The sequence below is a fragment of the Kitasatospora griseola genome, from assembly GCF_044999035.1.
GTDB classification, from domain to species: Bacteria; Actinomycetota; Actinomycetes; order Streptomycetales; family Streptomycetaceae; genus Kitasatospora; species Kitasatospora griseola.
In genome coordinates, this window is sequence record NZ_CP173360.1 from 1229240 (window position 1) to 1250585 (window position 21346).

21 protein-coding genes are annotated in these 21346 nt (G+C 73.4%); 5 read left to right on the plus strand and 16 right to left on the minus strand.

Annotated features, from left to right (window positions below; genetic code table 11):
* Positions 1-39: 39 nt before the first annotated feature.
* From ACI1MP_RS05920 to ACI1MP_RS05930, 3 genes are all read right to left on the minus strand, one after another.
* Entirely contained in the window at positions 40-390 is a 351-nt protein-coding gene (locus ACI1MP_RS05920) for a DUF488 domain-containing protein (protein ID WP_404867929.1), read from the minus strand.
* Between the two features lie 118 nt (positions 391-508).
* Positions 509-2656, minus strand: a complete 2148-nt coding sequence (locus ACI1MP_RS05925; RefSeq protein WP_404867930.1) for an MMPL family transporter — start codon at positions 2654-2656, stop codon at positions 509-511.
* A 124-nt stretch (positions 2657-2780) separates the two neighbouring features.
* Positions 2781-3215 carry a winged helix-turn-helix domain-containing protein gene (locus ACI1MP_RS05930; protein WP_404867931.1) on the minus strand — a complete coding sequence of 145 codons (435 nt, stop codon included), beginning with the start codon at positions 3213-3215 and terminating at the stop codon, positions 2781-2783.
* 430 nt (positions 3216-3645) lie between these two features.
* Here ACI1MP_RS05930 and ACI1MP_RS05935 point away from each other — a divergent pair, with 430 nt between their 5' ends.
* Complete coding sequence (locus ACI1MP_RS05935) at positions 3646-3861, plus strand: hypothetical protein (RefSeq protein WP_380340432.1); 216 nt, start codon at positions 3646-3648, stop codon at positions 3859-3861.
* A gap of 386 nt (positions 3862-4247) precedes the next feature.
* Here ACI1MP_RS05935 and ACI1MP_RS05940 read toward each other — a convergent pair whose 3' ends face one another.
* Positions 4248-4688, minus strand: coding sequence for a group III truncated hemoglobin (locus ACI1MP_RS05940; protein ID WP_363470178.1), 441 nt, complete (start codon positions 4686-4688; stop codon positions 4248-4250).
* A gap of 105 nt (positions 4689-4793) precedes the next feature.
* Here ACI1MP_RS05940 and ACI1MP_RS05945 point away from each other — a divergent pair, with 105 nt between their 5' ends.
* Entirely contained in the window at positions 4794-5783 is a 990-nt protein-coding gene (locus ACI1MP_RS05945) for an aldo/keto reductase (protein ID WP_380340434.1), read from the plus strand.
* 60 nt (positions 5784-5843) lie between these two features.
* Here the strand turns inward: ACI1MP_RS05945 and ACI1MP_RS05950 are convergent, their stop codons facing one another.
* The 6 genes from ACI1MP_RS05950 to ACI1MP_RS05975 all read right to left on the minus strand — a co-directional run bounded on the left by ACI1MP_RS05950 (position 5844) and on the right by ACI1MP_RS05975 (position 11578).
* Complete coding sequence (locus tag ACI1MP_RS05950; RefSeq protein ID WP_380340437.1) at positions 5844-6911, minus strand: LLM class flavin-dependent oxidoreductase; 1068 nt, start codon at positions 6909-6911, stop codon at positions 5844-5846.
* Between the two features lie 5 nt (positions 6912-6916).
* The gene (locus ACI1MP_RS05955; protein WP_100584942.1) at positions 6917-7825 is read right to left on the minus strand and encodes an ABC transporter substrate-binding protein; all 909 of its coding nucleotides are present in this window, start codon (positions 7823-7825) and stop codon (positions 6917-6919) included.
* A gap of 44 nt (positions 7826-7869) precedes the next feature.
* A complete protein-coding gene (locus ACI1MP_RS05960; protein WP_380340443.1) occupies positions 7870-8586 on the minus strand; it encodes an ABC transporter ATP-binding protein in 717 nt (238 codons plus the stop codon).
* Positions 8583-9449, minus strand: a complete 867-nt coding sequence (locus ACI1MP_RS05965; protein WP_380340446.1) for an ABC transporter permease — start codon at positions 9447-9449, stop codon at positions 8583-8585. Before ACI1MP_RS05965 ends, ACI1MP_RS05960 begins: the two co-directional genes overlap by 4 nt.
* Entirely contained in the window at positions 9446-10477 is a 1032-nt protein-coding gene (locus ACI1MP_RS05970; RefSeq protein WP_404867932.1) for an ABC transporter substrate-binding protein, read from the minus strand. Before ACI1MP_RS05970 ends, ACI1MP_RS05965 begins: the two co-directional genes overlap by 4 nt.
* A 90-nt stretch (positions 10478-10567) precedes the next feature.
* The gene (locus tag ACI1MP_RS05975; protein ID WP_404867933.1) at positions 10568-11578 is read right to left on the minus strand and encodes an ABC transporter substrate-binding protein; all 1011 of its coding nucleotides are present in this window, start codon (positions 11576-11578) and stop codon (positions 10568-10570) included.
* A gap of 363 nt (positions 11579-11941) precedes the next feature.
* On the opposite strand from ACI1MP_RS05975, the gene ACI1MP_RS05980 reads away from it, so the two are divergent.
* Positions 11942-12715 carry an IclR family transcriptional regulator gene (locus ACI1MP_RS05980; protein ID WP_380340453.1) on the plus strand — a complete coding sequence of 258 codons (774 nt, stop codon included), beginning with the start codon at positions 11942-11944 and terminating at the stop codon, positions 12713-12715.
* A gap of 214 nt (positions 12716-12929) precedes the next feature.
* On the plus strand, positions 12930-14210 hold the full coding sequence (locus tag ACI1MP_RS05985; RefSeq protein WP_404867934.1) for a hypothetical protein: 1281 nt from the start codon (positions 12930-12932) through the stop codon (positions 14208-14210).
* Here ACI1MP_RS05985 and ACI1MP_RS05990 read toward each other — a convergent pair.
* Positions 14204-14563, minus strand: a complete 360-nt coding sequence (locus ACI1MP_RS05990) for a winged helix-turn-helix transcriptional regulator (RefSeq protein ID WP_404867935.1) — start codon at positions 14561-14563, stop codon at positions 14204-14206. The genes ACI1MP_RS05985 and ACI1MP_RS05990 overlap by 7 nt on opposite strands.
* An 83-nt stretch (positions 14564-14646) precedes the next feature.
* Here ACI1MP_RS05990 and ACI1MP_RS05995 point away from each other — a divergent pair, with 83 nt between their 5' ends.
* Positions 14647-15540 carry an NAD(P)-dependent oxidoreductase gene (locus tag ACI1MP_RS05995; RefSeq protein WP_404867936.1) on the plus strand — a complete coding sequence of 298 codons (894 nt, stop codon included), beginning with the start codon at positions 14647-14649 and terminating at the stop codon, positions 15538-15540.
* A 302-nt stretch (positions 15541-15842) separates the two neighbouring features.
* Here the strand turns inward: ACI1MP_RS05995 and ACI1MP_RS06000 are convergent, their stop codons facing one another.
* The 5 genes from ACI1MP_RS06000 to ACI1MP_RS06020 form a co-directional block, all read right to left on the minus strand.
* Positions 15843-16469 carry a winged helix-turn-helix domain-containing protein gene (locus tag ACI1MP_RS06000; RefSeq protein ID WP_063856556.1) on the minus strand — a complete coding sequence of 209 codons (627 nt, stop codon included), beginning with the start codon at positions 16467-16469 and terminating at the stop codon, positions 15843-15845.
* 538 nt (positions 16470-17007) lie between these two features.
* The gene (locus ACI1MP_RS06005; RefSeq protein ID WP_380344830.1) at positions 17008-17616 is read right to left on the minus strand and encodes an ATP/GTP-binding protein; all 609 of its coding nucleotides are present in this window, start codon (positions 17614-17616) and stop codon (positions 17008-17010) included.
* A complete protein-coding gene (locus ACI1MP_RS06010) occupies positions 17597-18106 on the minus strand; it encodes a DUF742 domain-containing protein (protein WP_380344833.1) in 510 nt (169 codons plus the stop codon). The genes ACI1MP_RS06005 and ACI1MP_RS06010 overlap by 20 nt, the downstream gene beginning before the upstream one ends.
* Positions 18107-18113: 7 nt before the next feature.
* Positions 18114-18533 (minus strand): roadblock/LC7 domain-containing protein, encoded by a 420-nt coding sequence (locus ACI1MP_RS06015; RefSeq protein ID WP_189276164.1) that lies wholly within the window; start codon positions 18531-18533, stop codon positions 18114-18116.
* Positions 18530-21169 carry a nitrate- and nitrite sensing domain-containing protein gene (locus ACI1MP_RS06020; protein ID WP_404867937.1) on the minus strand — a complete coding sequence of 880 codons (2640 nt, stop codon included), beginning with the start codon at positions 21167-21169 and terminating at the stop codon, positions 18530-18532. The genes ACI1MP_RS06015 and ACI1MP_RS06020 overlap by 4 nt, the downstream gene beginning before the upstream one ends.
* Positions 21170-21346 lie beyond the last annotated feature (177 nt).

The window sequence follows — 21346 nt, forward strand, 5'->3', positions numbered from 1 at the left end:
GGAGAGAACACACCGCCGGGCCGCACCGGCCGGGCGGAGCTAGTCCACCTGCTCCAACTGTTCGAGCAGCACGTTCACATGACTGTGCGACGGCTCCTTCACCGCCGTCAGCAGCACCAGGTCGCCGTTCTGCGCCAGCTCCCGCAGCTCGGCCAGTTCCTGCTGCACCTGCGGCGCGTCCAGCTCGGTCCGGTAGCGGCGGGCGAACTCCCCGTACTCGCTCTGCGGGCCGTGGAACCACTGGCGCAGCTCGGTGGACGGCGCGATCTCCTTGGCCCACCGGTCGAGGTGCGCGTCCTCCTTCTTCAGCCCGCGCGGCCAGAGCCGGTCCACCAGCACCCGCACCCCGCCGTCCGGCGCCTCGTACACCCGCTCCACTCGCACGCTCATGCGCCCACGGTACGCACGGGCGGGGCCGGGGCGGGGCGGACCACGCGGGCGGCCACCCGCACGCAGCAAGGGCCCGCCCCGGGGGGCGGGCCCTTGTCGGCAGGTCGGACGCGGCGCGTCAGACCGCGGCCGGCCGGAGCGGCTCGGCGGGGGCGGGCGGTTCCTCGCCGTGCTCGATGCGCAGTTGCGGCAGCAGCCGGTCGAGCGGGCGCGGCAGCCACCAGTTGTAGCGGCCGAGCAGGGTCATGGTGGCGGGCACCAGCACCAGGCGGACCACGGTGGCGTCGATCAGGACGGCCACGGCCATGCCGACGCCCATCATCTTGACGGTCATGTCGGGGTCGATGGCGAAGCCGGTGAACACCGCGACCATGATGGCGGCCGCGCTGCTGATCACCCGTCCGGTGGCGGACAGGCCGCGCACCACGCTGCCCTTCGCGTCGCCGGTGGCCAGCCAGTCCTCGCGGACCCGGGCGAGCAGGAACACCTCGTAGTCCATGGACAGGCCGAACAGCACGGTGAACATCAGGATCGGCACCCAGCTGGACACCGGCACGGCGTGCGGCAGCCCGAGCAGCTTCGCGGTCGCGTCGTGCTGGAACACCGCCGTCATCACGCCGTACGCGGCGGCCACCGACAGCAGGTTCATCGCGGCGGCCTTCACCGCGATCACCGGCGCCCGGAACAGCACGGTGAGCAGCACCAGCGACAGCGCCACCACGAACGGGACTACCAGCCACAGGCGGGCGGAGAGCCGGTCGGAGATGTCGGAGAAGGTCGCGACCACGCCCGTCACCTCGGCGCCGGCGGGCAGGTCGTGGTCGCGCAGTCGCTTCACCAGCTGCGCGGTGGCCTCGTCCTGCGGGCCGGTCCTCGGCTGGACGGTGATCACGGCGGCGTTCCCGGCCTGGTTGAACCGGGCGGGCTGGACCTGCACCACCGCCGGGTCCTGTGCCACCTTGGCCGCCAGCGCGGGGAGTTCGCTCTTCGGCAGCCGGTCGAGGTCGACGGCCAGCAGCAGCGGCCCGTTGGCGCCGGGGCCGTACGCCTCGGCGATCAGGTCGTACGCCTTGCGGGTGGTGTTGTCGGCGGCCTGGCTGCCGGCGTCCTGCGGCCAGGTGCGCATGCCGAGCATCGGCGCGGCCAGGCCCAGCAGAACGGCCAGCGACAGCACCGCGGCGGCGACCGGGCGGCGACCGATCAGCCGGGCCCAGCGCTCGGTGCGGGTGGGCGTGGCCGTGGTCCGGGCAGGCTCGCCCCCGGCGGTGGCGCGACGTTCGGCGCGGCGCAGCAGGCGGGGGCCGGCCAGGGCGGCGAGGGCGGGGACCAGGGTGAGCGAGGCGAGCATGACGCCGCCGACGGTGGCGAAGGTCGCGTAGCCGAAGGATGCGTAGATGGAGAGGCCGGCGAGTTTCAGGCCGAACAGCGAGACCAGCACGGTGGAGCCGGCGACCACCACGGAGGAGCCCGCAGTGGCGTTGGCGACGGTGGCGGCGGCCCGGGCGTCCAGGCCGCGGCGCAGTCCTTCGACGTGTCGGGCGACCAGCAGCAGCGCGTAGTCGATGCCGACGCCGAGGCCGACCATGGAGGCCACGGTGGGGGCGATGTTGCTGATGTCGGTGACGGCCGACAGCAGGGTGATCAGGCCGGTGCCGAGGGCGAGGCCGGCGAGGGCGACCAGCAGCGGCAGACCGGCGGAGACCACGGTGCCGAGGGCGAGGACCAGGATGATCAGGGCGGCGCCCATGCCGATCGCCTCGGCGGTGCCGTCGGGGGCGCTGAAGTGCTCGGGGACCTGGCCGCCGAGCTCCACCTGGTAGCCGGCGTCGGTGGCGGGCCGGGCGGCGTCGTGCAGCGCGTCGATTCCGGCGGAGTCCTTGAAGGCCGTCACCTCGACGTCGTAGCTCAGCGTCAGCAGCGCGGTGTCACCGGCCTGCGAGGGTATCGGCGGGGAGACGGCGAGCACGTGCGGCAGGCCGGACAGGCGGGTGCGAAGCGCGGTCAGGGCGTCTTCGGGAAGCGCTTTCCCGTTGCGGTCGTGGACCACCACGCGGGCGTCGGCGCCGGCGGTCTCCGGGAAGCGCTCGTGCAGCAGGTCGAGTCCGGCGGTGGAGCGGGTGCCCGGCACCCGGTAGCTGTCGCGGGACTCACCGCCGAACGCCCGTGCCAGGCCGAAGATCGCGGCGATCAGCAGCAGCCAGGCGGCGACGGTGCGCCAGGGCCGGGCGGCGGCGGCCCCGCCGAGGCGGCCGAGGAGTGTGGACATGGTGCGGGTGCCTCCCGTAAGGCGTTCGAGTCACTGACGAACACCAGTGTGGGAGAGGCGTCTTGGAGTCCACTTGGCGCGGGCGTGGCGATCTTCCAAGTGGCGCTGCGGGGGTGACCGGGCGTCAGCCGTCCAGCGCGCCGAGCGCCGTGCGGGCCTGGGCTTCCCAGCTCGGCGACTCCCAGCGGCGGGCGACCTCGGCGGCGTGCCGGAAGTGGTCGGCGGCCTCGGCGACGGCCCACGGCCGGTCGGTGAACTCCCCGTACGCGGCGCCCTGCCACAGCGCGAGCGCGAGCGCCGGTTCACCCGCCGTCGTCAGCGTCTCGAACTCGGCCGCGTCGACGTCCACTTCGCGCAGTGCGTAGCCGCGCCCGGCACTTACCAGCAGTCGTGACTCCTGCCGGGGGCCGCGCGCGGGCTCCAACAGCCGCCGCAGGTTGGAGACGTAGGCCTGGAGCGAGACGGCCGCCTTCGCGGGCGGGTCGCCGTCCCACAGGTCGTCGATCAGCCGCTCGGCGGACACCGCCGCGCCGCGGGCGACCAACAGGCGGGCGAGCACGGCACGCTGACGCGGGCCGCCCAGCCACTGCGTCCCCCGCCACTTGCGCCGTGAGTGCCCCGAGCACAGTGATCCGCACCATCGTGCGCCGAGCCTATGCGATGGCTGTCCGGAACCGTCCACCACCCGCGCACCGGGCGCTCCGCCCGCACCCGGGGGCGCCCCGTCCGACCGCTCCCACCTGCGGATTCACCCTCGCCACCGCCTGCCGGGGCAGTGCCCTACCACGAGGCGCTCGTGGACGACTTGTGCCACTGCATGATCCGTCCACCCTCAGACTCTTCCCTGCGGTCGAACGAGCGGCCAAAGTATGAGGCGTCGGCAGGGAGCAGCAACGAACCGGACGCCGACGAAAAGGAAATACCGGTAAAGCAATTCACCGGGAAAATTTCCGAATTCGCATCGAGATCATCCCAGAGAAGAGAATTCCGTGAACGTCACCCGCCTGTCCCGCACCGTCCTCGTCGGTCTGCTCTCCGCCGGAATCGCCGTCCTGGTCGGAATCTCCGCCGCGCCTTCCGCCTCCGCCCACACGGTCCGGGCGAACGGCGTCTCGCTGTCGGCCCCGGACGACCGCGACGAGGACGTGACCTGGGGCCAGGCCCCGGCCGGCCCCGACCCGGACGTCACCTGGGGCCAGCGCTGAACAACTGCCGACCGCAGCGCGTGAATTGACCGCCACGGCGAACTCCCCCCGCCGCCGCTCCGGAATCCCGCGGACCACACCGCAGGTGTTGCCGACAGCGCCCGGCGCGCCGACGGTCAGGAAATGGCCACTGCCCGCATACCGGAACTCCCCCACCCTCTCCGGCCCGACCGCAGGCCGAGGAGCGGGAGAACCGGAATTCGGGCGCACCACGAATCCCCACCCCTGCGTGCCGAATCCGCAGAAAACGGGTGGACGACGCCAACGACGCGCATCCCCCGCTCGGACGTTCCCCGCTCAGGCGTTCCCCGCTTGAGCGCCCCCGCCCCGGCGTCCCCCGCTCAGGCGTCTCCCGCTCCGACGCCCCCTGCTCAGGCGTCTCCTGTTCAGGCCCCGGAGGCGAGCCGGACCGCCGCCAGCGGGACGAACCCTCCGCTGCCGCCGCCGGTGTCGCCCTCGCCGAGGCGGCGGAGCATGGCGACGGCGATCCGCTGGGCCTGCGCCTTGGCCCGTTCGGTGACGGGGCCGGCGTGCCGGCCGTCCAGGGTGGCGCGCCAGAGTTGCACCCAGCGGCCGAAGTGTTCGGCGGTGAGCGGGCTGATCGCGTGCAGCGCCGCGTGCGGAGCGAGCGCGTTGCCCCGGTAGGCGGCGGTGCGCAGCAGGGCGCTCTCCCAGAAGTCGGTGATCCTCGGCAGGTGCGCTTCCAGGTCGAGGCGGGCGATCTCGGTGAAGACCGGGCCGATCAGCGGGTCCGCGAACGCGGCGCCGTAGAAGCGGCGCAGGGCGGATTCCAGCTCGGCCCTGGTGGTGATGTCCGGCAGCGCCACGGCTTCCTCCTCGTACGTCTCGCGCCCGGTCAGGCTACGTCCCGGGGTTCGGGAACGGCAGGGCCGTTGGTCCCGTTCACGGCGCTCACCTGGCAGGATGCCGGTATGACCTTCCTCGCCGCGGACGACCGCTATGCCTCGATGACCTTCCGCCGCGCCGGGCGCAGCGGCGTGCAGCTGCCCGCCGTCTCGCTCGGCCTGTGGCACAACTTCGGTGACACCCAGCCGCTGGAGGTGCAGCGCGCGGTGCTGCGCCGGGCGTTCGACCGCGGGGTGACGCACTTCGACCTGGCGAACAACTACGGCCCGCCGTACGGCAGCGCGGAGCGCAACTTCGGCTACCTGTTCGCGCAGGACTTCCGCCCGTACCGGGACGAGCTGTTCATCGCGTCGAAGGCCGGCTGGGACATGTGGCCGGGCCCGTACGGGGACGGCGGCAGCCGCAAGTACCTGCTGGCGAGTCTGGACCAGTCGCTGGACCGGATGGGTCTGGACTACGTGGACGTGTTCTATTCGCACCGGTGGGACCCGTCGACTCCGCTGGAGGAGACGATGGGGGCGCTGGACACCGCGGTGCGTTCGGGCCGGGCGCTGTACGCGGCGATCTCGAACTACCCGGCGGAGCAGCACCGGCAGGCGGTGGCGATCCTGCGGGACCTGGGCACGCCGTGCCTGCTGAACCAGGCCAGCTACTCGATCCTGAACCGGGAGCCGGAGCAGGGCCTGCTGGACGCGGTGGGCGAGACGCAGACGGCGCTGATCGCGTACTCGCCGCTCGCGCAGGGGCTGCTGACGGACCGCTACCTGAGCGGTGACGTGCCGGTGGGTTCGCGGATGTCGGTGGGGCACTTCCTGAAGCAGGAGGCGCTGACGGAGGCGAAGTTGGCGCAGCTCCGGGCGCTGGCGAAGGTCGCGGAGGGCCGCGGCCAGAGCCTGGCGCAGCTCGCGCTGTCCTGGGTGCTGCGGGACGAGCGGGTGGTGTCGGTGATCGTCGGCGCGTCGAGCGTGCGCCAGCTGGACCAGAACCTGGACGCGCTGGCGGCCGGCCCGCTCACCGCGCAGGAGCTGGCGGAGATCGACCGCCTGACCGCCTGACGTCCACCGGGACGCGACGGGCGGGCGGCCGGTTCTCCCCGGCCGCCCGCCCGTCCGCGGTCAGTGCAGCTGCGGCAGAACGGTCTCCGCGACCCGGTACGCCTCCTCCAGCAGCGGGTTGCCCGACAGGATGAAGGTGTCGACGCCCAACTCCTGGTACTCCCGGAGTCGTTCGACGACCTGTTCGGTGGAGCCGACCACGGCGGTGCCGGGGCCGGGCCGGAACAGGCTCATGCCGGGCCACAGGTTGGGGTGGGTCTCCAGCTCCCGGGCCCGGGCCGGCACCCGGCCGCCGTGCTGACGGAACTGTCGCTGCCAGCCGACGCCGTCCTCGCCCTGCCGGGTGCCGAGTTGCCGCGCGTACGTGGCCTGGCTGGTGGCGTCGAGCAGGCGGTCGGCGGCGGCCCAGGCCTGTTCCTCGGTGTCGCGGACGATCAGGTGCAGCCGCAGGCCGAGCCGCAGGGTGCGGCCGTGGGCGGCGGCGCGTTCGCGGACCAGGTCGAGCTTCTGCCGGAGCAGGTGCGGGGGTTCGCCCCAGGTGAGGTACACGTCGACGTGTTCGGCGGCGACCTCGATGCCGGCCGGGGAGGATCCGCCGAACCAGAGCGGGATGTGGCCCTCGCGCAGCGGCGGCAGGTCGCGCAGCGACTCGCCGGCGTTCTTCAGCCGGTAGAACTCGCCTTCGTGGTCGAAGACTTCGCCGCTGGTGAGGCGCTTGACCAGGCTCCAGTACTCGGCGGACAGCCGGTAGCGGTCGTCGTGGTCGACGTGCAGCCCGTACTCGCGCAGCTGGTTGGTGGAGCCGTTGACCACGTTGAAGCGGAGCCGGCCGGCGCCGTGCAGGTGCTCGAAGGACAGCGCCATCTTGGCGAGCAGGGTGGGCGAGACCAGCCCGGGGTGGACGGCGAGCAGCGGCTGGAAGCCGGGGCCGGTGGCGGCGGCCAGCGCGGAGCCGAGCGCCCACACGTCGTACTGGTCGGTGGCGAGCAACGCGCCGGTGTAGCCGAGGCGTTCGACGGTGGCGGCGAGGTGCTGGAGGTAGCCGAGGTCGACGGGTCGGCGGCCCTCGGGCTCCCACGGGTAGTGGCCCTCGCGGGGGATCAGGTACCACAGGACTTCGGTGGCCATGGTGCTCAGTTCCCCTTTCCGGCACGGGAGATGGCGTCGGCGACGGGCTGCTCCAGGGCGGGCAGGTGGATGTCGGCGACGGTGACGGGCCGGTCGATGAAGCCGACCCGGTGGAAGATGTCCGCGGCTTCCTGCTGCTCGGCGACGAACTCGGCGGTGGCGGGCTCCAGTTGCCAGGGCAGCGCGGTCAGCGCGGTGTGCCAGTCGGCGGCCTCGCCGCCCTGGTCGGCAGCGGCCAGCGCGGCGGCCTCCTCGGGGTGGGCGGCGGCCCAGTGGTCGGCGCGCTGCAGGGCGGCGACGATCGCGGCGACCACCTCGGGCCGCTGGACGGCGAGTTCACGGCGGGCGAAGAACACCGAGCGGTCGGTGATCACGTCCGTGGTGCGGATCAGTTCGCGGAACTCGCCGGTGCGGCGGGCGGCGGCGAGTTCCGCGCCCTGCGCGATCCAGCCGGCGATCGCGCCGCTGCGCAGCCGCTCCGCCTCGTCCCCGGCGGGGCGTTCGGCCGTGATGTCGTCCCGGTAGGAGAGCCCGTGCTGGTGCAGGGACTTGGCGAGCAGGTGGGTCTGCCAGGAGCCGACGGCGAGCACCACGGTGGCGCCCTTCAGGTCGGCGACCGAGGCGATCGGCCCGTCGGCGGCGACCAGCAGCGCCCCGTGGTCGGGCCGGGGCGCGGACACCGCGGTGTACACGATGTCGTGCCCGGCGGCCTGCGCGGTGATCGGCGGGGTGGAGCCCGTCCCGCCGAAGTCGATGGTGCCGTCGGCCAGGTGGGCGCCGGTCTTCGTGCCGTCGGCGTAGTGGTGGAACTCGGCGCTCTCGCCGAGCGGGGCCAACTCCTGCTGCAGGTAGTCGAGTCGGGCCAGGTGGTAGAGGGACGGGTTGGAGCGGTGCACACCGACGGTGACGGTCATGGCAGCGGTTCTCTCTTCTTCCTTGCGATCTGACGTGACGTCAGTCAGTGGGCTTCGGTTGCCTGGTGCACGCCGAGGTCGGCGAGCAGGTCGCGGCGCAGCGCCGCGAAGGCGGGGTCGGCGGGGTCGCGGGGGCGGTCGACGGCCACGGTCTCGTCCCGGACGAGTGCGCCGTCGCGCAGTACGGCGACCCGGTCGGCGAGGCGGATCGCCTCGTCCACGTCGTGGGTGACCAGCAGCACGGCGGGGCGGTGCCGGCGGCACAGGTCGCCGACCAGGTCCTGCATGCGCAGCCGGGTGAGCGCGTCCAGGGCGGCGAACGGCTCGTCCAGCAGCAGCAGTTGGGGTTCGCGGACGAGCGCCCGGGCGAGTGCGGCGCGCTGTGCTTCGCCGCCGGAGAGCGTGCTGGGCCAGGCGTCGGCGTGGTCGGCGAGGCCGACCTCGGCGAGCGCCTGCCGGCCGGTCTCCCGGGTGCTCTCGCCGCGCGGCAGGCCGACGGTGACGTTGCCGAGGACGCGCTTGGACGGGATCAGCCGGGGTTCCTGGAAGACCACCGTCCGCGCGGGCGGCACCAGGACGGTGCCCTGGTCGGCGCGGTCGAGTGCGCCGAGGATCCGCAGCAGCGTGGTCTTGCCGGTGCCGGACGCGCCGAGCAGGGCGAGGAACTCGCCGCGGGCGATGTCCAGGTCGATGCCGTCCAGGACGGCGCGAGCGCCGAACACCCGTCGCAGTCCGCGGACGTGAACGGCGGGGGCGCTCATCGTCCCACCACCGCCCGGCCGTTGACGGGGCGCCAGGGCATCAGCAGCCGCTCCAGGACGCGCACCGCGCCGTCGGCGGCCAGGCCCAGCAGGCCGTAGATCAGGATGCACACGGCGAGCACGTCGGTGCGCGAGAAGTTCTGCGCCTGGGCCATCAAGTAGCCGATCCCCTCGGTGGAGTTGATCTCCTCGGCGGCGATCAGCGCGATCACGCTGAGTGTCATCGACAGCCGCAGGCCGGACAGCAGCGCGGGCAGCGCACCGGGCAGGACGACCTCACGGACCACCGCCCAGCGCGACAGGCCGAAGCTGCGCATCGCCTCGACGAGCTTGCGGTCGGTGTTGCGCACGCCGCCGGAGGTGGAGACGTACATCGGGAAGGAGGTGGCGACGCCGATCAGCGCGACCTTCGCGGTCTCGGTGATGCCGAACCACACCATGAACAGCGGGACCAGCGCCAGGAACGGGACGGTCCGCAGCACTTGGACGGCGGAGTCGAGCAGTTCCTCGCCGAGCCGGAAGAACCCGGTGACCACGCCGAGCACCAGCCCGACGCCCGCCCCGAACAGCAGGCCGAGCGCGGCCCGGGTCAGCGAGGTGGACAGTGCGTCGGCCAGCTGCCCGTTGCCCCACAACTCACCCACGGCCTGGACGACCTGGCCGGGCGAGGCGAGCACGTCGGGGGTCAGCACCCCGGTGGCGGAGGAGAGCTGCCAGGCGGCGAGCAGCGCGAGCGGGCCTAGGGTGCGCAGGGCGAGCGAGACGCCGCGCGGGCGGTCGGCGGTGGTCCGGGCGCGCGGGGCGACCAGCCCTGCGGCCTGCGCCTGCTCGGTGGTGACGGAGGTGGCGGCGGTGACGGTCACTTCGCCGCTCCACCGAGTGCGTCGATGTCGATCAGGTAGGGCTTGACGTCGACCTTCGACTTGGTGACGCCCTGGTCGGCGTAGAACCCGGCGACCACCGCGAACCGGGCGACATCCGCGTCGGTGATCGGCGAGTCCACGGCGCGCTTCCTGCCGAAGTCGACGGCGACCTGCTGCTCGGCGGGGGTGACGGCGGTCGGCCCGGCGTCGGTGAACACGTTCAGGTAGGCGGCGGGGTCGGCCTTCTCCTTGGCGCCGTTCTCGTGCAGGTAGCCGTAGAACGCCTTCAGCACCTCGGGGTGCTGCTCGGCGAAGGCCGAACGCGCCGCCCACACCGCGTAGTTGTCGCTGCCGACGGCCTTGCCGTCGACCAGGAAGTGCGCGCCGGTGTTGGCGATCGCCGGGATGGAGAACGTCCCCCAGGTCGCCCAGGCGTCCACCTGACCGGAGTTGAACACCCCGGAGGTCTGGTCGGCCCGCAGGTAGACCCGCTGCACCTGGTCGACCGGAATCCGGTTCTTCTCCAGTGCCTTCAGCAGCAGGTACTCGGAGGTGCCGCCCTGGGAGACCGCGACCTTCTTGCCGACCAGGTCCTTGACCTCCTTGATCGGCGAGCCGTTCTTCACCAGGATGCCTTCGCCGGCCTCGTCGGGTGCGATCTGCGCGAACAGCTTGAAGCCGGGCTTCTGGGCGAGCGCGGTGACCGCCGAGGTGATCGAGCCCTGGGCGACGTCCAGTTGGTCGGCGTTCAGCGCCTGCGCGGCCGGGGCGAACGGCCCGGCGCTGCCCGTCCACGCCACCTTGGCGTGCACGGCCGCCAGCGCCCGGTCCAGCGACCCGTCCTTCTTCCCCTTCGCCAGGAACCCCGAGTTCCCGGGGTCGGGCACCCGGAGCACCACCTCGCCGCCCTTGCCGTCGGCGCTGCTGGCGGCGTCCGGCCCGGACGAGCCGCAGGCGGTGAGGACCAGGGTGGCGGCGACGGCGGTGAGCGTGGCGGTGACAGGGGTGCGCGAAGTGGTGCTGCGCATGGGTCTCTCCTCTGGAATCACGGAAGGTCGGGCGCGGGTCGGGCGCGGCCGTCAGGGGTGGGTCTCAGGGACGAACGTCGGGGACGGGCGTCAGGGGCGGGCGGCGAGCAGGGCGCGGGCGGCGGCCAGCGGCGCGGGGTCGGCCCAGGCCTGGACGTCCACCCGGTCGGCAAGGAAACCGTGGGCGTGCAGGAACCGCTCCTGCTGGGCGAGCAGGTCGAGGCGCTCGGCGGACAGGTCCAGGTGCAGGGTGCGGTGCCCGCCCCCGGCGTACGCCCCGGCGACGCCTTCCGGCCCGGCGCCGGTCTCCGCGCCGAGGATCCGCGCCACCTCGGCCGGTCGGTCGGCCGCCCAGTCGGCGGCCCGCAGCAGCACGGCGACGAACCGGGCCACCAACTCGGGGTGTTCGTCCAGCAGTTGCTGGTGAACGGTGATCGGTCGCGGGGTGCCGTTGTTGACCCGGTGGCGGCGGTCGGCGAGCGCGTCCAGCTCCACGGCGGGCACCGCGCCGTACCGGCGGGCGGCCTCGACCGCCAGCGCGCCCTTCACGTACACCGCGTCCACCCGGCCGTCCCGCAGCGCCGCCAGCTCGGCCGCCCACTGGTCGCCGTCCGGCTCCGCCGGAATCTCCGTCAACTTGACGTCGGTCAGGCTGAGTTGTGCTGATTTCAAGGCGCCTCGATGGCCGGCCAGGGCCATCGCCCGCCAGAAGTCGATGCCGATCGGGTGCCGGGGCACCGCGAGCCGGGCCCCCCGCAACTGCTCGGCGGAGCGGATGCCGCTGCCCTCCCGGACCAGGATCGTCTGGCGCTCCTCGATCCAGGTCAGGCCGATCAGCCGGGTCCGCTCGCCACGCGAACGGGCCCACAGCGCAGGCACGTTGCCGCCCTCGCGGAACAGCCCGGCCAGTGCGTGCGTGTAGTGGTGGTCGGCGGCGACCTCCGGCGGGGCGTCCTGCAGGGAACGCACTTCGATGCCGTCGGCCGCGAACTCCGCGGCCAGCCAGCCCTGATCGGCGGCGATGCCGGTGGCGGTGGGCACCGGGCAACGGGTGAACCACAAGGTGTCGGGGTACGGGGGCGCGGCGGGTGCGGGGCTCATGGCGGGGCTCCGGAAATCTGGGAAAACGCACAGATATCCCACAGAATGGGAACTGTACGACGGGAAAAGGGAGTTCAGGGGAGAGCTCTCAACAACAACAGCAGGGGCGCTGCCGGACGGTGTTCACGGCGCGCTCCCTCCTGTCGGACCGGCCCGATGGGCCGGTGGCTGCCGATGTCGGCCGATGGGTCGAGCGTTCCACGACGCCAGGGCCTCGATCAAGCCTTGCCAGATGATGGGATCGGTTGTTCATGTGCGGGTGAGCCGCCGCAACACCGCCGACATGCTCCGTTGGCGATCACCCCCATATCCTGGAAATCCCAGCCCAGTTGACCCCGATTGAGCCAATCCCTAAGAGGTGCGATGCCCGCCAGCCCCGGAACCCTGCAGTCACCGCCGGCCGGCGCCCAGGCAGTCCACCGGGCGCTCGGCCTGCTGCACTGCTTCCACGACAACGGTCCCGACCTCAGCGCCTCCGAACTCGCCCGCCGGATGGGCCTGTCGGTCTCCACCGCGCACCGCCTAGCCCGCACCCTGGTCGCCACCGGATTCCTCGACCAGGACGAGCGCACCGCCCGCTACCGGCTCGGCCCGGCCGTCGCCGAACTCGGCCAACTCACCTTCCACCAGCGCGGACTGCACCTGGCCGGCCCCGAACTCGACCAGCTCGCCCGCCGCACCGGTGCCACCGCCGACCTCGCCATCCGCTCCGGCCCGCACGCCGTCATCCTGGTCGGCGGATCCGTCCTGCCGTCCACCGGCCTCGGCCTGCGCCGCCCGCTGCACTCCACCGCCCTCGGCAAGGTGCTGCTCGCCTGGCCCGCCTCCACCGAGAGCCCGCCGCCCGGACCGCTCCCCGCCTACACCGACCGCACCCTCACCGACCCCGCCGACCTCGACGCCGAACTCGCCCTCACCCGGGAACGCGGCTACGCCCTCAACGACGGCGAGTCCGCCCCCGGCATCCGCACCCTCGCCGTCCCCGTCCTCGACGCCACCCGCACCGCCCGGTTCGCCCTCGCCCTCCGCTCCACCCCGGCCCACCTCACCCCCGAGTCCCTCCCCCACATCCTCGCCCAGGCCCAGACCTGCGCCCAGGCGCTGGCCGTGCTGCTGCTTCCCCCGGACGAGCGCTGACCGGACGCCGGGCAGGCGAAGACACCCGCCGAACGGGAGTGAGGAGGAGAGCCGGGCGGCGACCCCGCCCGGGGCGGTGGGTCCGCTGCGCCCGGCCGAGGCCCGAGGGCCGACGACACACCCATCATGACAGGTCGACAGGCCTTTTCGTAGGACGAACCGCACAGGTCACCGGCCTTGTTCGGGTCCGTCCGGGACGCCCAGAATCCCCGTCATGAATCCCTCGCCGACAATCGATCAGGACGACGTTCTACGGGCCCGGACCAAGCTGCTCGCCGCTACGGGTCCCACCCGGCGCGAAGAGGTCGAGGCCTACCGGGTGCTCGCCCAGGTCAACCCCGCCACCCACCTACCCCGCTTGGTCGACGCCCTGCTGTCGCTCAGCTACGACCACGGCCTGCGGGACAGTCACCCGCTCCGACTCGCGCTGTGCGAGGAGGCGGTGGCCGCTGCGCGGGCCATCGATCCGGGCACACCCGACCGCGAGAAGCTCCTGTTCAGGGCCTTCCTCCTGTGCCACCGGGAGCTCTACGCCCTCGGCCGCCGCGCCGAAGGGCTCGCCATGCTCGCCGAGATGGTCGCCATGGAGCGCAGCTGGGGCGAACTCTCCAAAGTCCCCGCCGTCAGCGCGCTGCACCTGTGGGCCACCGCCCTCGCCGAGGAGGGCCGCCGCGCCGAGGCCGCCGACGCCCTCGCCGAGTGGGTGGCGGCGATCCGGCCGCTGCGACCCGACTTCGACACGCTCGCCCGGCCCCTCGCGGAGTGGGCCGCCACGCTCGCCGACGCCGGCCGCATCGACGAAGCGCTCGCCGCGTTCGAGGTGCTCGTCGGCCTGGACGCGGGGGAAGACGCGGACGACCGGGGCCCGCTGGCCTGCCACTTCTACGCGCTGGTCCGGTACGCGGAACTGCTCGACGGCTGCGGTCACGCCGAACGGGCGGCCGCCGCACGGCAGTCGGCGCTGGCCGCGCTGACGGAGTTGGCCACCACCGGTGAGCGCAAGGTGCGGAGCGGCGACCAGGCGCCGTTCTGGGCGACCCTGCTGTCCTGGTCCGCCGCCGACGGCGAACGGCTGGCCTCCGACGGCCCGTGTCCACCGTCAGGCGCGGGCCCCAGGCAGTGGTCCGCCGGGGTCAGGCAGCGCTACTTCGACCGCCTGGTCACCCTGCGGGAACAGGTGAACGCCCTGGCCGAGGACCCGGACCGGCACCTGCCCGAGTTGCTCCGGCTGCACCGCGTCCTCACCGTCCGTTCCGCCGTCCAGTGCGAGCACCGCACCTACGCCTTCGCCGCGCAACTGCCGGAGCTGCAACCCCTGTTCGACGAGGGCGTGGAGCTGGCCCGTCGACTGGACGCGCACGACCCGGCCGCCGGAGGCCGAACTCTGGCCGAGGTGCTGATCGACCGGTCGACCTTCCGCACCGCCGCCTGCCGGTTCGACGCCGCCCTCGGCGACTTCCGCGAGGCCCTGGGCCTGCGGGGCGAGGATCACTGATCGACGGCGACCGTCCCCAGCCCTTCCCGGCGCACCCGCTCGGTCCCCCACAGCCCGAGCGGCCGCAGCGCCTCGTTGAGCGTGCGCCCCTGGTCGGTCAGCGAGTACTCGACGCGGGGCGGCACCTCCGCGTACACCTCGCGGTGGACCAGCCCGTCCTCCTCCAGTTCGCGCAGGTGCTGCGTCAGCATCTTCTCGCTCACCCCCGGTAGCGCGCGCCGGAGTTGGGCGAAGCGGCGAACGCCGTGGGTGTCCAGCTCCCAGAGGATCAGGCCCTTCCACTTGCCGCTCACCACGTCGAGCGCGGCGTCGATGCCGCAGATGTACGGACCCTGCCGCGGTGCCTTGACCATCCCGATCCCCCTGACAAAAAGGTAAGTACCGCAGAAGATAGTGGGTACTTCCGGAACAGGGGGCAGCCTCCGAGCATGGAGGGGTGAACGAACCACAGAAGCTCAGCGCCGTCACCGTGATCGGCCTCGGCCCGATGGGCCAGGCCATGACCCGGACCCTGCTCGCCGCCGGACACCCCGTCACCGTCTGGAACCGCACCCCCGCCCGCGCCACCGACCTCGTCGCCGCCGGGGCGACGCTCGCCGCGACGCCCGCCGAGGCGGTGGAGGCGAGCGACCTGGTGCTCCTCAGCCTCACCGACTACCGGGCGATGCACGACATCCTCGACCGCTCCACCGCCTCGCTGGCCGGCCGGACCCTGGCCAACCTCAGCTCCGACACGCCCGACCGCTCGCGCGAGGCGGCGGCCTGGGCGGCCGGCCACGGCGCGGACTTCCTCACCGGCGGCGTCATGGTTCCCGCGCCGATGGTGGGCACCCCGGCGGCCCACGTCTACTACAGCGGCGACCCTCGACTGATGGAGCGTCATACTGCGGTGCTGGAGCTGCTCGGCACACCGAAGTACCTCGGCACGGACCCGGGCCTGGCCCAGATGATGTACCAGGCCCAACTCGCCGTGTTCCTCACCACCCTGTCCTCCCTGATGCACGCCACCGCGATGCTGGGAACCGCCGGCATGAAGGCCGCCGAGGCCCTGCCCGAACTGCTCGCCTCCGCCGACCGGATCGGCGCCATCCTGCGCGCCGTCGAGCAGGTCCCCGGCACCGCCCTCGACGCGGGCGAACACCCCGGCCACCTCAGCACCGTCACCATGATGGGTGCGACGGCCGACCACATCGTCGAGACCAGCACCACCCTCGGCCTCGACCTCGCCCTCCCCCTCGCCGTCCAGGCCCACTACCGCCACGCCGTCGACAACGGGCACGGCGGCGACAACTGGACCCGCATCATCGACGCCATCCGCGCCCCGCGCTGACGCCCTGCCACGGCCGACGCCGCCGGCCTTCGACCGCCCGGGTCGGGCCGGGTCACCGCGCGATCGGCGTTTCGCCACGCGGTCGCGTCCGGTCGTCACCGAGGCCCGCCCCGGACGTTCGTCGTCCGGGGCGGGCCCACGGGTTTCGGCCCCGCCCACTGCGACAACCGGCGGTGGCGCTACTCGGTTCGGGTCGGCCGGGAACAGCAGAACGGCGGCCCGCACCAGTTGGTGCGGGCCGCCGCCCGTGTGCCGCACGACCGCCCCGGCGACGCGGCTCGCCGGGCCGGTCGTGCGGAGTCTCAGGCCACCGGCGCGTACTTGTAGCCGACCCGGCGGACCGTGACGATGGTGTCGCGGTAGGCGGCGCCGAGCTTGCGGCGCAGCCGGGCGACGTGGACGTCGACGGTGCGGCCGTCGCCGACGTGGCCGTAACCCCAGACGGTGTGCACGAGTTGGTCGCGGGTGTGGACCCGGTGGGGGTGCTCGGTGAGGTGGGCGAGCAGCTCGAACTCGAGGTAGGTGAGGTCGAGCAGCGAGCCGTCGACGTACGCGTTGCGGCGGTCGAGGTCGACGGAGATGCCGCTGTCGGCGGGGCGGGTGAACGGCCGGACCGGGGCGGGTGCGGCGACGGGGGCCGGTGCGGGCGCGGGAGCGACCTTCTCGGCCGGGACCAGCACCAGGTAGCCGACCAGCGGCGCGTTCGCGTTCGCGCCGAGCTGCGTCAACAGGCCCTGCGGGAGCACGGATTGGGGCAGTGCGGCGACCACGGCCGCGCCGTCCTGGAGGCCCGCGAGCAGGCTCTCGGGGGCGATCGCGGGCGCCGGCCGGGTGATCGGGGCGACTCGGCGGTGCTCGGTGTCGAGGGAGTGGTTCGGCAGGGTGCGGACCGCGCGCAGGTGCGGGGTCGCGGTGGCGGCGTAGGACATCGTGGGCTCTTTCGCGCGTGACGGTCGGTGGGTGGTCGTCGTCTGCGCTTCCGGCGCGCCGTCGCTGACGGTGGGTCAGTGCGGCGGGCGGGAGGCGCGTGGTGCGCGCCGACAGGTCTGATCGAAATGGTGGGCCTGGCGCGAGGGCCAGAACGGGTCGAGAAGGGTTCGAGGGTGCACGGGCTGCTCTCCGGAGCACGGCGGGGATCGGCGGGGGACGCACGAAACCGCCACCACATCCGCGGGAACAGGATGGTGGCGGTGCCTCAGCGACAGCAGGCGCTGTAGATCAGACCCTGGTCGATGTATCGCCGGACGGTGAGCGCGGGAAGCGCCGCTATGCGGGCCGCATCGGCCATGGCGCTGCTCCTCCCCCGGCGCGTGTCATCGGGCCCGCGTCGAACGGCGGGCATGAGTACGAGACTTCCACGCGAAGTGCCCGGAAGGCAACCCACCGTACCGACTGGTCCGCACAGCAAGACAAAATCTGCTCACCATGCGGACAGTACTCCGCTGACCTGCGGCAATGCCGCCAGTCCTACAATCGGATTCCGAGCCGCTCGGCGGCGTGCTCGACCAGCCGGACGAGCAGTTCCTTGCCGTCCTCGCGGCGGCGCGCGTCGCACAGCAGCACCGGCACCGTCCCGGGCAGGTCGAGCGCGGCCCGGACGTCCTCCGGCGCGTACACCTCGGTGCCCTCGAAGCAGTTGACCGCGACCACGAACGGGATGTCGCGCTGCTCGAAGTAGTCGACGGAGGGGAAGGAGTCGGCCAGGCGCCGGGTGTCGGCCAGCACGACCGCGCCGAGCGTGCCGCGGGCGAGTTCGTCCCAGACGAACCAGAAGCGGTCCTGGCCGGGGGTGCCGAACAGGTAGAGGGCGAGGCCGGGCCGGAGGTCGATCCGGCCGAAGTCCATCGCGACGGTGGTGGTGCGCTTGGCCTCGACGCCGGCGGTGTCGTCGATCGGGCGGCCGCGCTCGCTGAGCGTCTCCTCGGTGCGCAGCGGCCGGATCTCGCTGACGGCGCCGACCAGGGTGGTCTTGCCCGCGCCGAAGCCGCCGGCCACGAGGATCTTGACCGCGTTGGCGCCCCAGGGCGCGCTGCGGGTGGTGGAGGTCGACGGGGCGTCAGAGTGCACGGAGGCCATTGATCACGTCTCGCAGCAGGCGCTCGTCCGGTTGCTGGGCGAGCTGGAAGGGTCGGGTGACGCTGATCAGGTCGGCGTCGTGGAGGTCGCCGAGCAGCACCCGCACCACGCTCACCGGCAGGTCGGTGTAGGAGCCCAACTCGGCCACACTGAGGGGTTCTTCGCGGCAGAGCTGGATGATCGCGTGGTGCTCGGGGCCGAACGGCAGATCGGTGGGGGCGCCGCCGGGCGCGAGGGCCTGCCCGGCGGCGGTGACCAGCGAGATCAGGTCGAACAGGCCGTCGTCGACCGGCCGGGCGCGTCCTCCGGTCATCGAGAACAGCCGGACCATCGGACCGGCGTCGTCGTCGAACCAGCGGTCGTCCACGGGCGTGCGGGGCGCGAACAGGTCGACCGACGGTTCGTCGGCCGACGTCTCGTCCGCGGTCTCGCCGCTGGGGCCGCCCGGGGCGGCGCCCTCGGTCGGCTCGGTCGGCTCGGGCTCGCTCATCGGTCGGTCATCTCCCGGGCGGAGTGGTCTCGGTCCTCGGCTCGGCGGCCAGGTGCTCGCCGACGCGCTTCACCAACAGTGCCATCTCGTAGGCGATTTGGCCCACATCGGATTCGGCGTCGCTGAGCACGGCCAGGCAGCTGCCGTCACCGGCGGCGGTGATGAACAGGAAGGCCTCGTCCAGCTCGACCATGGTCTGGCGGACGCCGCCGACCCGGAAGTGCCGGCCGGCGCCCTTGGCCAGGCTGTGGAAGCCCGCGGCGACGGCGGCCAGGTGCTCGGCGTCCTCCCGGCCGAGGCCGCTGGAGACGCCGGTGGCGAGACCGTCGCTGGAGAGGATCACCGCGTGCCGAAGGGTCGCGACGCGGCCGACCAGGTCGTTGAGGAGCCAGTCGAGGCTCCCGGACGGCGGAGTTGTTGCGGTCATGATTCGGTTCCTTCTGCTGGTGCGGGCGGTGCGACCGGCGGCTGGTGCGCCGGGGGGACGGAACGGACGGGGGCGGCCGGCAGCGCGGGCGGCACCGGCGCGGAGGGCAGCGCGACCCGCAGCCGGGGCGGGCGGCCGGGCTGCGGCACGACCGGCACGGCGGGCCGGCCGGGAACGCCCCGGCCGCCGCCGGGGGCGGCCGGGTCGGGCTCGGAGCGGACGACGGTCAGCGAGGCGGGCTGCAGCCGGTCGCCGCGGCCGCGGGCGAAGCCGCGCTGGAAGGAGGCGAAAGCGGAGCGGGCCTCCTCGGGGCTGCGCTCGCGGGGCGACTCGGGGCTCTCCTCGCCGACAGCTTCCCGGAGTTGGGGTGCGAGGTTGGCCTGCCGGACCCGGCGCGGCAGCAGCCCGCCGGCCACCGGCGTCAGCGGCGCGCCCGGCGTCGCGGGGGCCGGTCCGTCGGCGGGCGGCAGCGCGGGCGCGGCGGCGGGCCCGGCGTCCTCGGTCCGGCGGTGCCGCCCGGTCCCCGACGCGGGGTCGGACACCGCTTCCGGTCCGGGGGTTCGACGTCGCGGCAGGCCGCCGGGCCCCGCGGACGGGTCGGGCGCGGACGGCCGCGGGCCGCCGAGCGCCTTGCCGGGGGCGGCGTGCGCCCGGCCGGGCCGGTCGGCGCCGGGGGCCCGGCGGTGGGCGGGTTCGTCGGTGGCGGGCCGGGCCCCCTCGGGGGCCATCTCGGCGCTGTCGGCGAGGAGTTCGCGTGGGATCAGCACCACGGCGGAGGTGCCGCCGTACGGGGAGGGCCGCAGGTGGACCCGGATGCCGTGCCGGCGGGCCAGCCGGGAGACCACGAACAGGCCCAGCCGGTCGGTGTCGGCGAGGTCGAACTCCTGCTCCACGGCGAGGCGCTGGTTGACCTCGGCGAGGTGCTGCTCGTTCAGGCCGAGGCCGCGGTCGTCGATCTCCAGGCAGAAGCCGTGCGCGACCACCTCGCCCTGGACGGTGACCTGGGTCTGCGGCGGGGAGAACACCGTGGCGTTCTCGACGAGTTCGGCGATCAGGTGGGTGACGTCGGCGACCGCGGAGCCGAGCAGCCCGGTGCCGGGGAACGGCCGGACGATGACCCGGGCGTAGTCCTCGACCTCGCCGACGGCGGCGCGCACCACGTCGACCATCCGGACCGGCTTGCGCCAGGCGCGGCCGGGCGAGCCGCCGGAGAGGATGATCAGGCCCTCGGCGTGCCGGCGCATGCGGGTGGTGAGGTGGTCGAGCCGGAACAGGTCCTCCAGCTCGCGCGGGTCCTCGGTGCGGCGCTCCATGGTGTCCAGCAGGGTGAGCTGACGGTGCAGCAGCACCTGGGAGCGGCGGGCCAGGTTGACGAAGACCGCGGAGACGCCGCGGCGCAGCTCGGCCTGTTCGACGGCGGCCTCGACGGCGACCCGCTGCACCTCGTTGAAGGCCCGGCCGACCTGGCCGACCTCTCCCGCGCCGAACTCCAGCTGGGGGACTTCGGCGACCACGTCGACGGCCTCGCCGTGGCGCAGCCGGAGCATCACGGAGGGCAGTCGGGTGGTGGACAGTTCGGCGGCGGCGTTGCGCAGGCCGACGAGTTCGCGCACCAGGCGGCGGCCGATGCGGTAGGACACCAGGATGGACAGCACCACCGCGATCAGGCCGACCAGGCCGGCGATGCCGCCGCGCAGCAGCGAGTTGACGGCGTAGGCGTGCGCCTGGTCGCCGATCTTGGCGGCCAGCCGGGTGTTGATCGCGTCCAGGTCCTCGAGCACCTTGTCGGCGTTGTCGCCCCAGGAGTCGACGGGGCCGCCGCGGACCTCCAGGGCCCGGTCGGCCGCGTCGTCGAAGCCGTGTTCGGCGGTGGTGAGGGTGCTCCAGGTGAGGCCGGAGCGCAGCTCGGTGTAGTCGGCGCGGTCCTGCGGGTCGAGTTCGGCGACGTAGACCCGGAACAGCGTCTGCTGGGCGTGCATGGCGTCCAGCGCGGCCTGCTGCTTGTGGCTGTCGCCCGCGGCGCCGGCACTGCCGGCCCGCAGGGCGCGCATCGCGGCGGTCTCCTGGGCCAGGTAGTCGGTGGCCCGGGTGAGTTCGACCAGGATGGTGCCCTGGCGGGGCAGTTCGCCGCTCTCCTTGGCCACGAACGAGGACCGGAAGGCGAAGACCGGGCTGATCAGGTCGCTGTAGTCCTGGAGCGCGCCTTCCCAGTTGGTCCGCTGCTGGCCGATCTGGCTGCGGATGGCGGCGAGTTGGTCGGCGACCGTGATGATGTCCTGGATCCGGGCGCGCTGGTCGGCGTTGAGCCGGCCGGCGTCGCGGCTGGTGCTCTGGTAGCGCAGCAGCTGCAGGTCCCGGTCGGTGGCGGCCTGGGTCTTCAGGTAGGCGTCGCCGTAGTTCTTGTTGCCGGGGTCGGCGAGGCGGAGCACCGCGGCGGAGCGTTCCTGCCGCAGGTCGTAGGCGTACTGGTCGGCGGGGTTGCCGAAGGCCTCGTAGGTGGCGCTGAGGTCGAGCTGGGTCCACACGTCGCCGGTGGTGACCAGTGTGGAGTAGCCCCACAGGCAGCTGAGCGCCGCGATGGGCACCAGGAGCAGCGCGATGATCCTCGCGCGGATCGAGCTGCGGCGCAGGCGCATGGGGGGTCCTCTGGTGGTCCTCGGTCGGTGTTGGTCGCCGGGCACGAGCGGCCGGGGGGCAGGGGGCGGCGGGGTGCGGCAGGGGGCGCTGGGGGGAATCGGTCGGGGGGCACGGAGGGGTACGAGAGCCGCGAGCCTACTACTTCCTGACCTTCCGTTCGTAGGGTGAATTTGCAT

Coding starts and splice junctions, on each gene's coding strand:
- ACI1MP_RS05955 (WP_100584942.1), bottom strand. CDS start 7,825: ATGACCGTCACCGTCGGTGTGCACCGCTCCAACCCGTCCCTCTACCAC.
- ACI1MP_RS06005 (WP_380344830.1), bottom strand. CDS start 17,616: ATGGCCTCCGTGCACTCTGACGCCCCGTCGACCTCCACCACCCGCAGC.
- ACI1MP_RS05925 (WP_404867930.1), bottom strand. CDS start 2,656: ATGTCCACACTCCTCGGCCGCCTCGGCGGGGCCGCCGCCGCCCGGCCC.
- ACI1MP_RS05980 (WP_380340453.1), top strand. CDS start 11,942: ATGCCCGCCAGCCCCGGAACCCTGCAGTCACCGCCGGCCGGCGCCCAG.
- ACI1MP_RS05990 (WP_404867935.1), bottom strand. CDS start 14,563: ATGGTCAAGGCACCGCGGCAGGGTCCGTACATCTGCGGCATCGACGCC.
- ACI1MP_RS05970 (WP_404867932.1), bottom strand. CDS start 10,477: ATGCGCAGCACCACTTCGCGCACCCCTGTCACCGCCACGCTCACCGCC.
- ACI1MP_RS05975 (WP_404867933.1), bottom strand. CDS start 11,578: ATGAGCCCCGCACCCGCCGCGCCCCCGTACCCCGACACCTTGTGGTTC.
- ACI1MP_RS06000 (WP_063856556.1), bottom strand. CDS start 16,469: ATGTCCTACGCCGCCACCGCGACCCCGCACCTGCGCGCGGTCCGCACC.
- ACI1MP_RS05950 (WP_380340437.1), bottom strand. CDS start 6,911: ATGGCCACCGAAGTCCTGTGGTACCTGATCCCCCGCGAGGGCCACTAC.
- ACI1MP_RS05945 (WP_380340434.1), top strand. CDS start 4,794: ATGACCTTCCTCGCCGCGGACGACCGCTATGCCTCGATGACCTTCCGC.
- ACI1MP_RS06015 (WP_189276164.1), bottom strand. CDS start 18,533: ATGACCGCAACAACTCCGCCGTCCGGGAGCCTCGACTGGCTCCTCAAC.
- ACI1MP_RS05985 (WP_404867934.1), top strand. CDS start 12,930: ATGAATCCCTCGCCGACAATCGATCAGGACGACGTTCTACGGGCCCGG.
- ACI1MP_RS05960 (WP_380340443.1), bottom strand. CDS start 8,586: ATGAGCGCCCCCGCCGTTCACGTCCGCGGACTGCGACGGGTGTTCGGC.
- ACI1MP_RS06010 (WP_380344833.1), bottom strand. CDS start 18,106: ATGAGCGAGCCCGAGCCGACCGAGCCGACCGAGGGCGCCGCCCCGGGC.
- ACI1MP_RS05920 (WP_404867929.1), bottom strand. CDS start 390: ATGAGCGTGCGAGTGGAGCGGGTGTACGAGGCGCCGGACGGCGGGGTG.
- ACI1MP_RS06020 (WP_404867937.1), bottom strand. CDS start 21,169: ATGCGCCTGCGCCGCAGCTCGATCCGCGCGAGGATCATCGCGCTGCTC.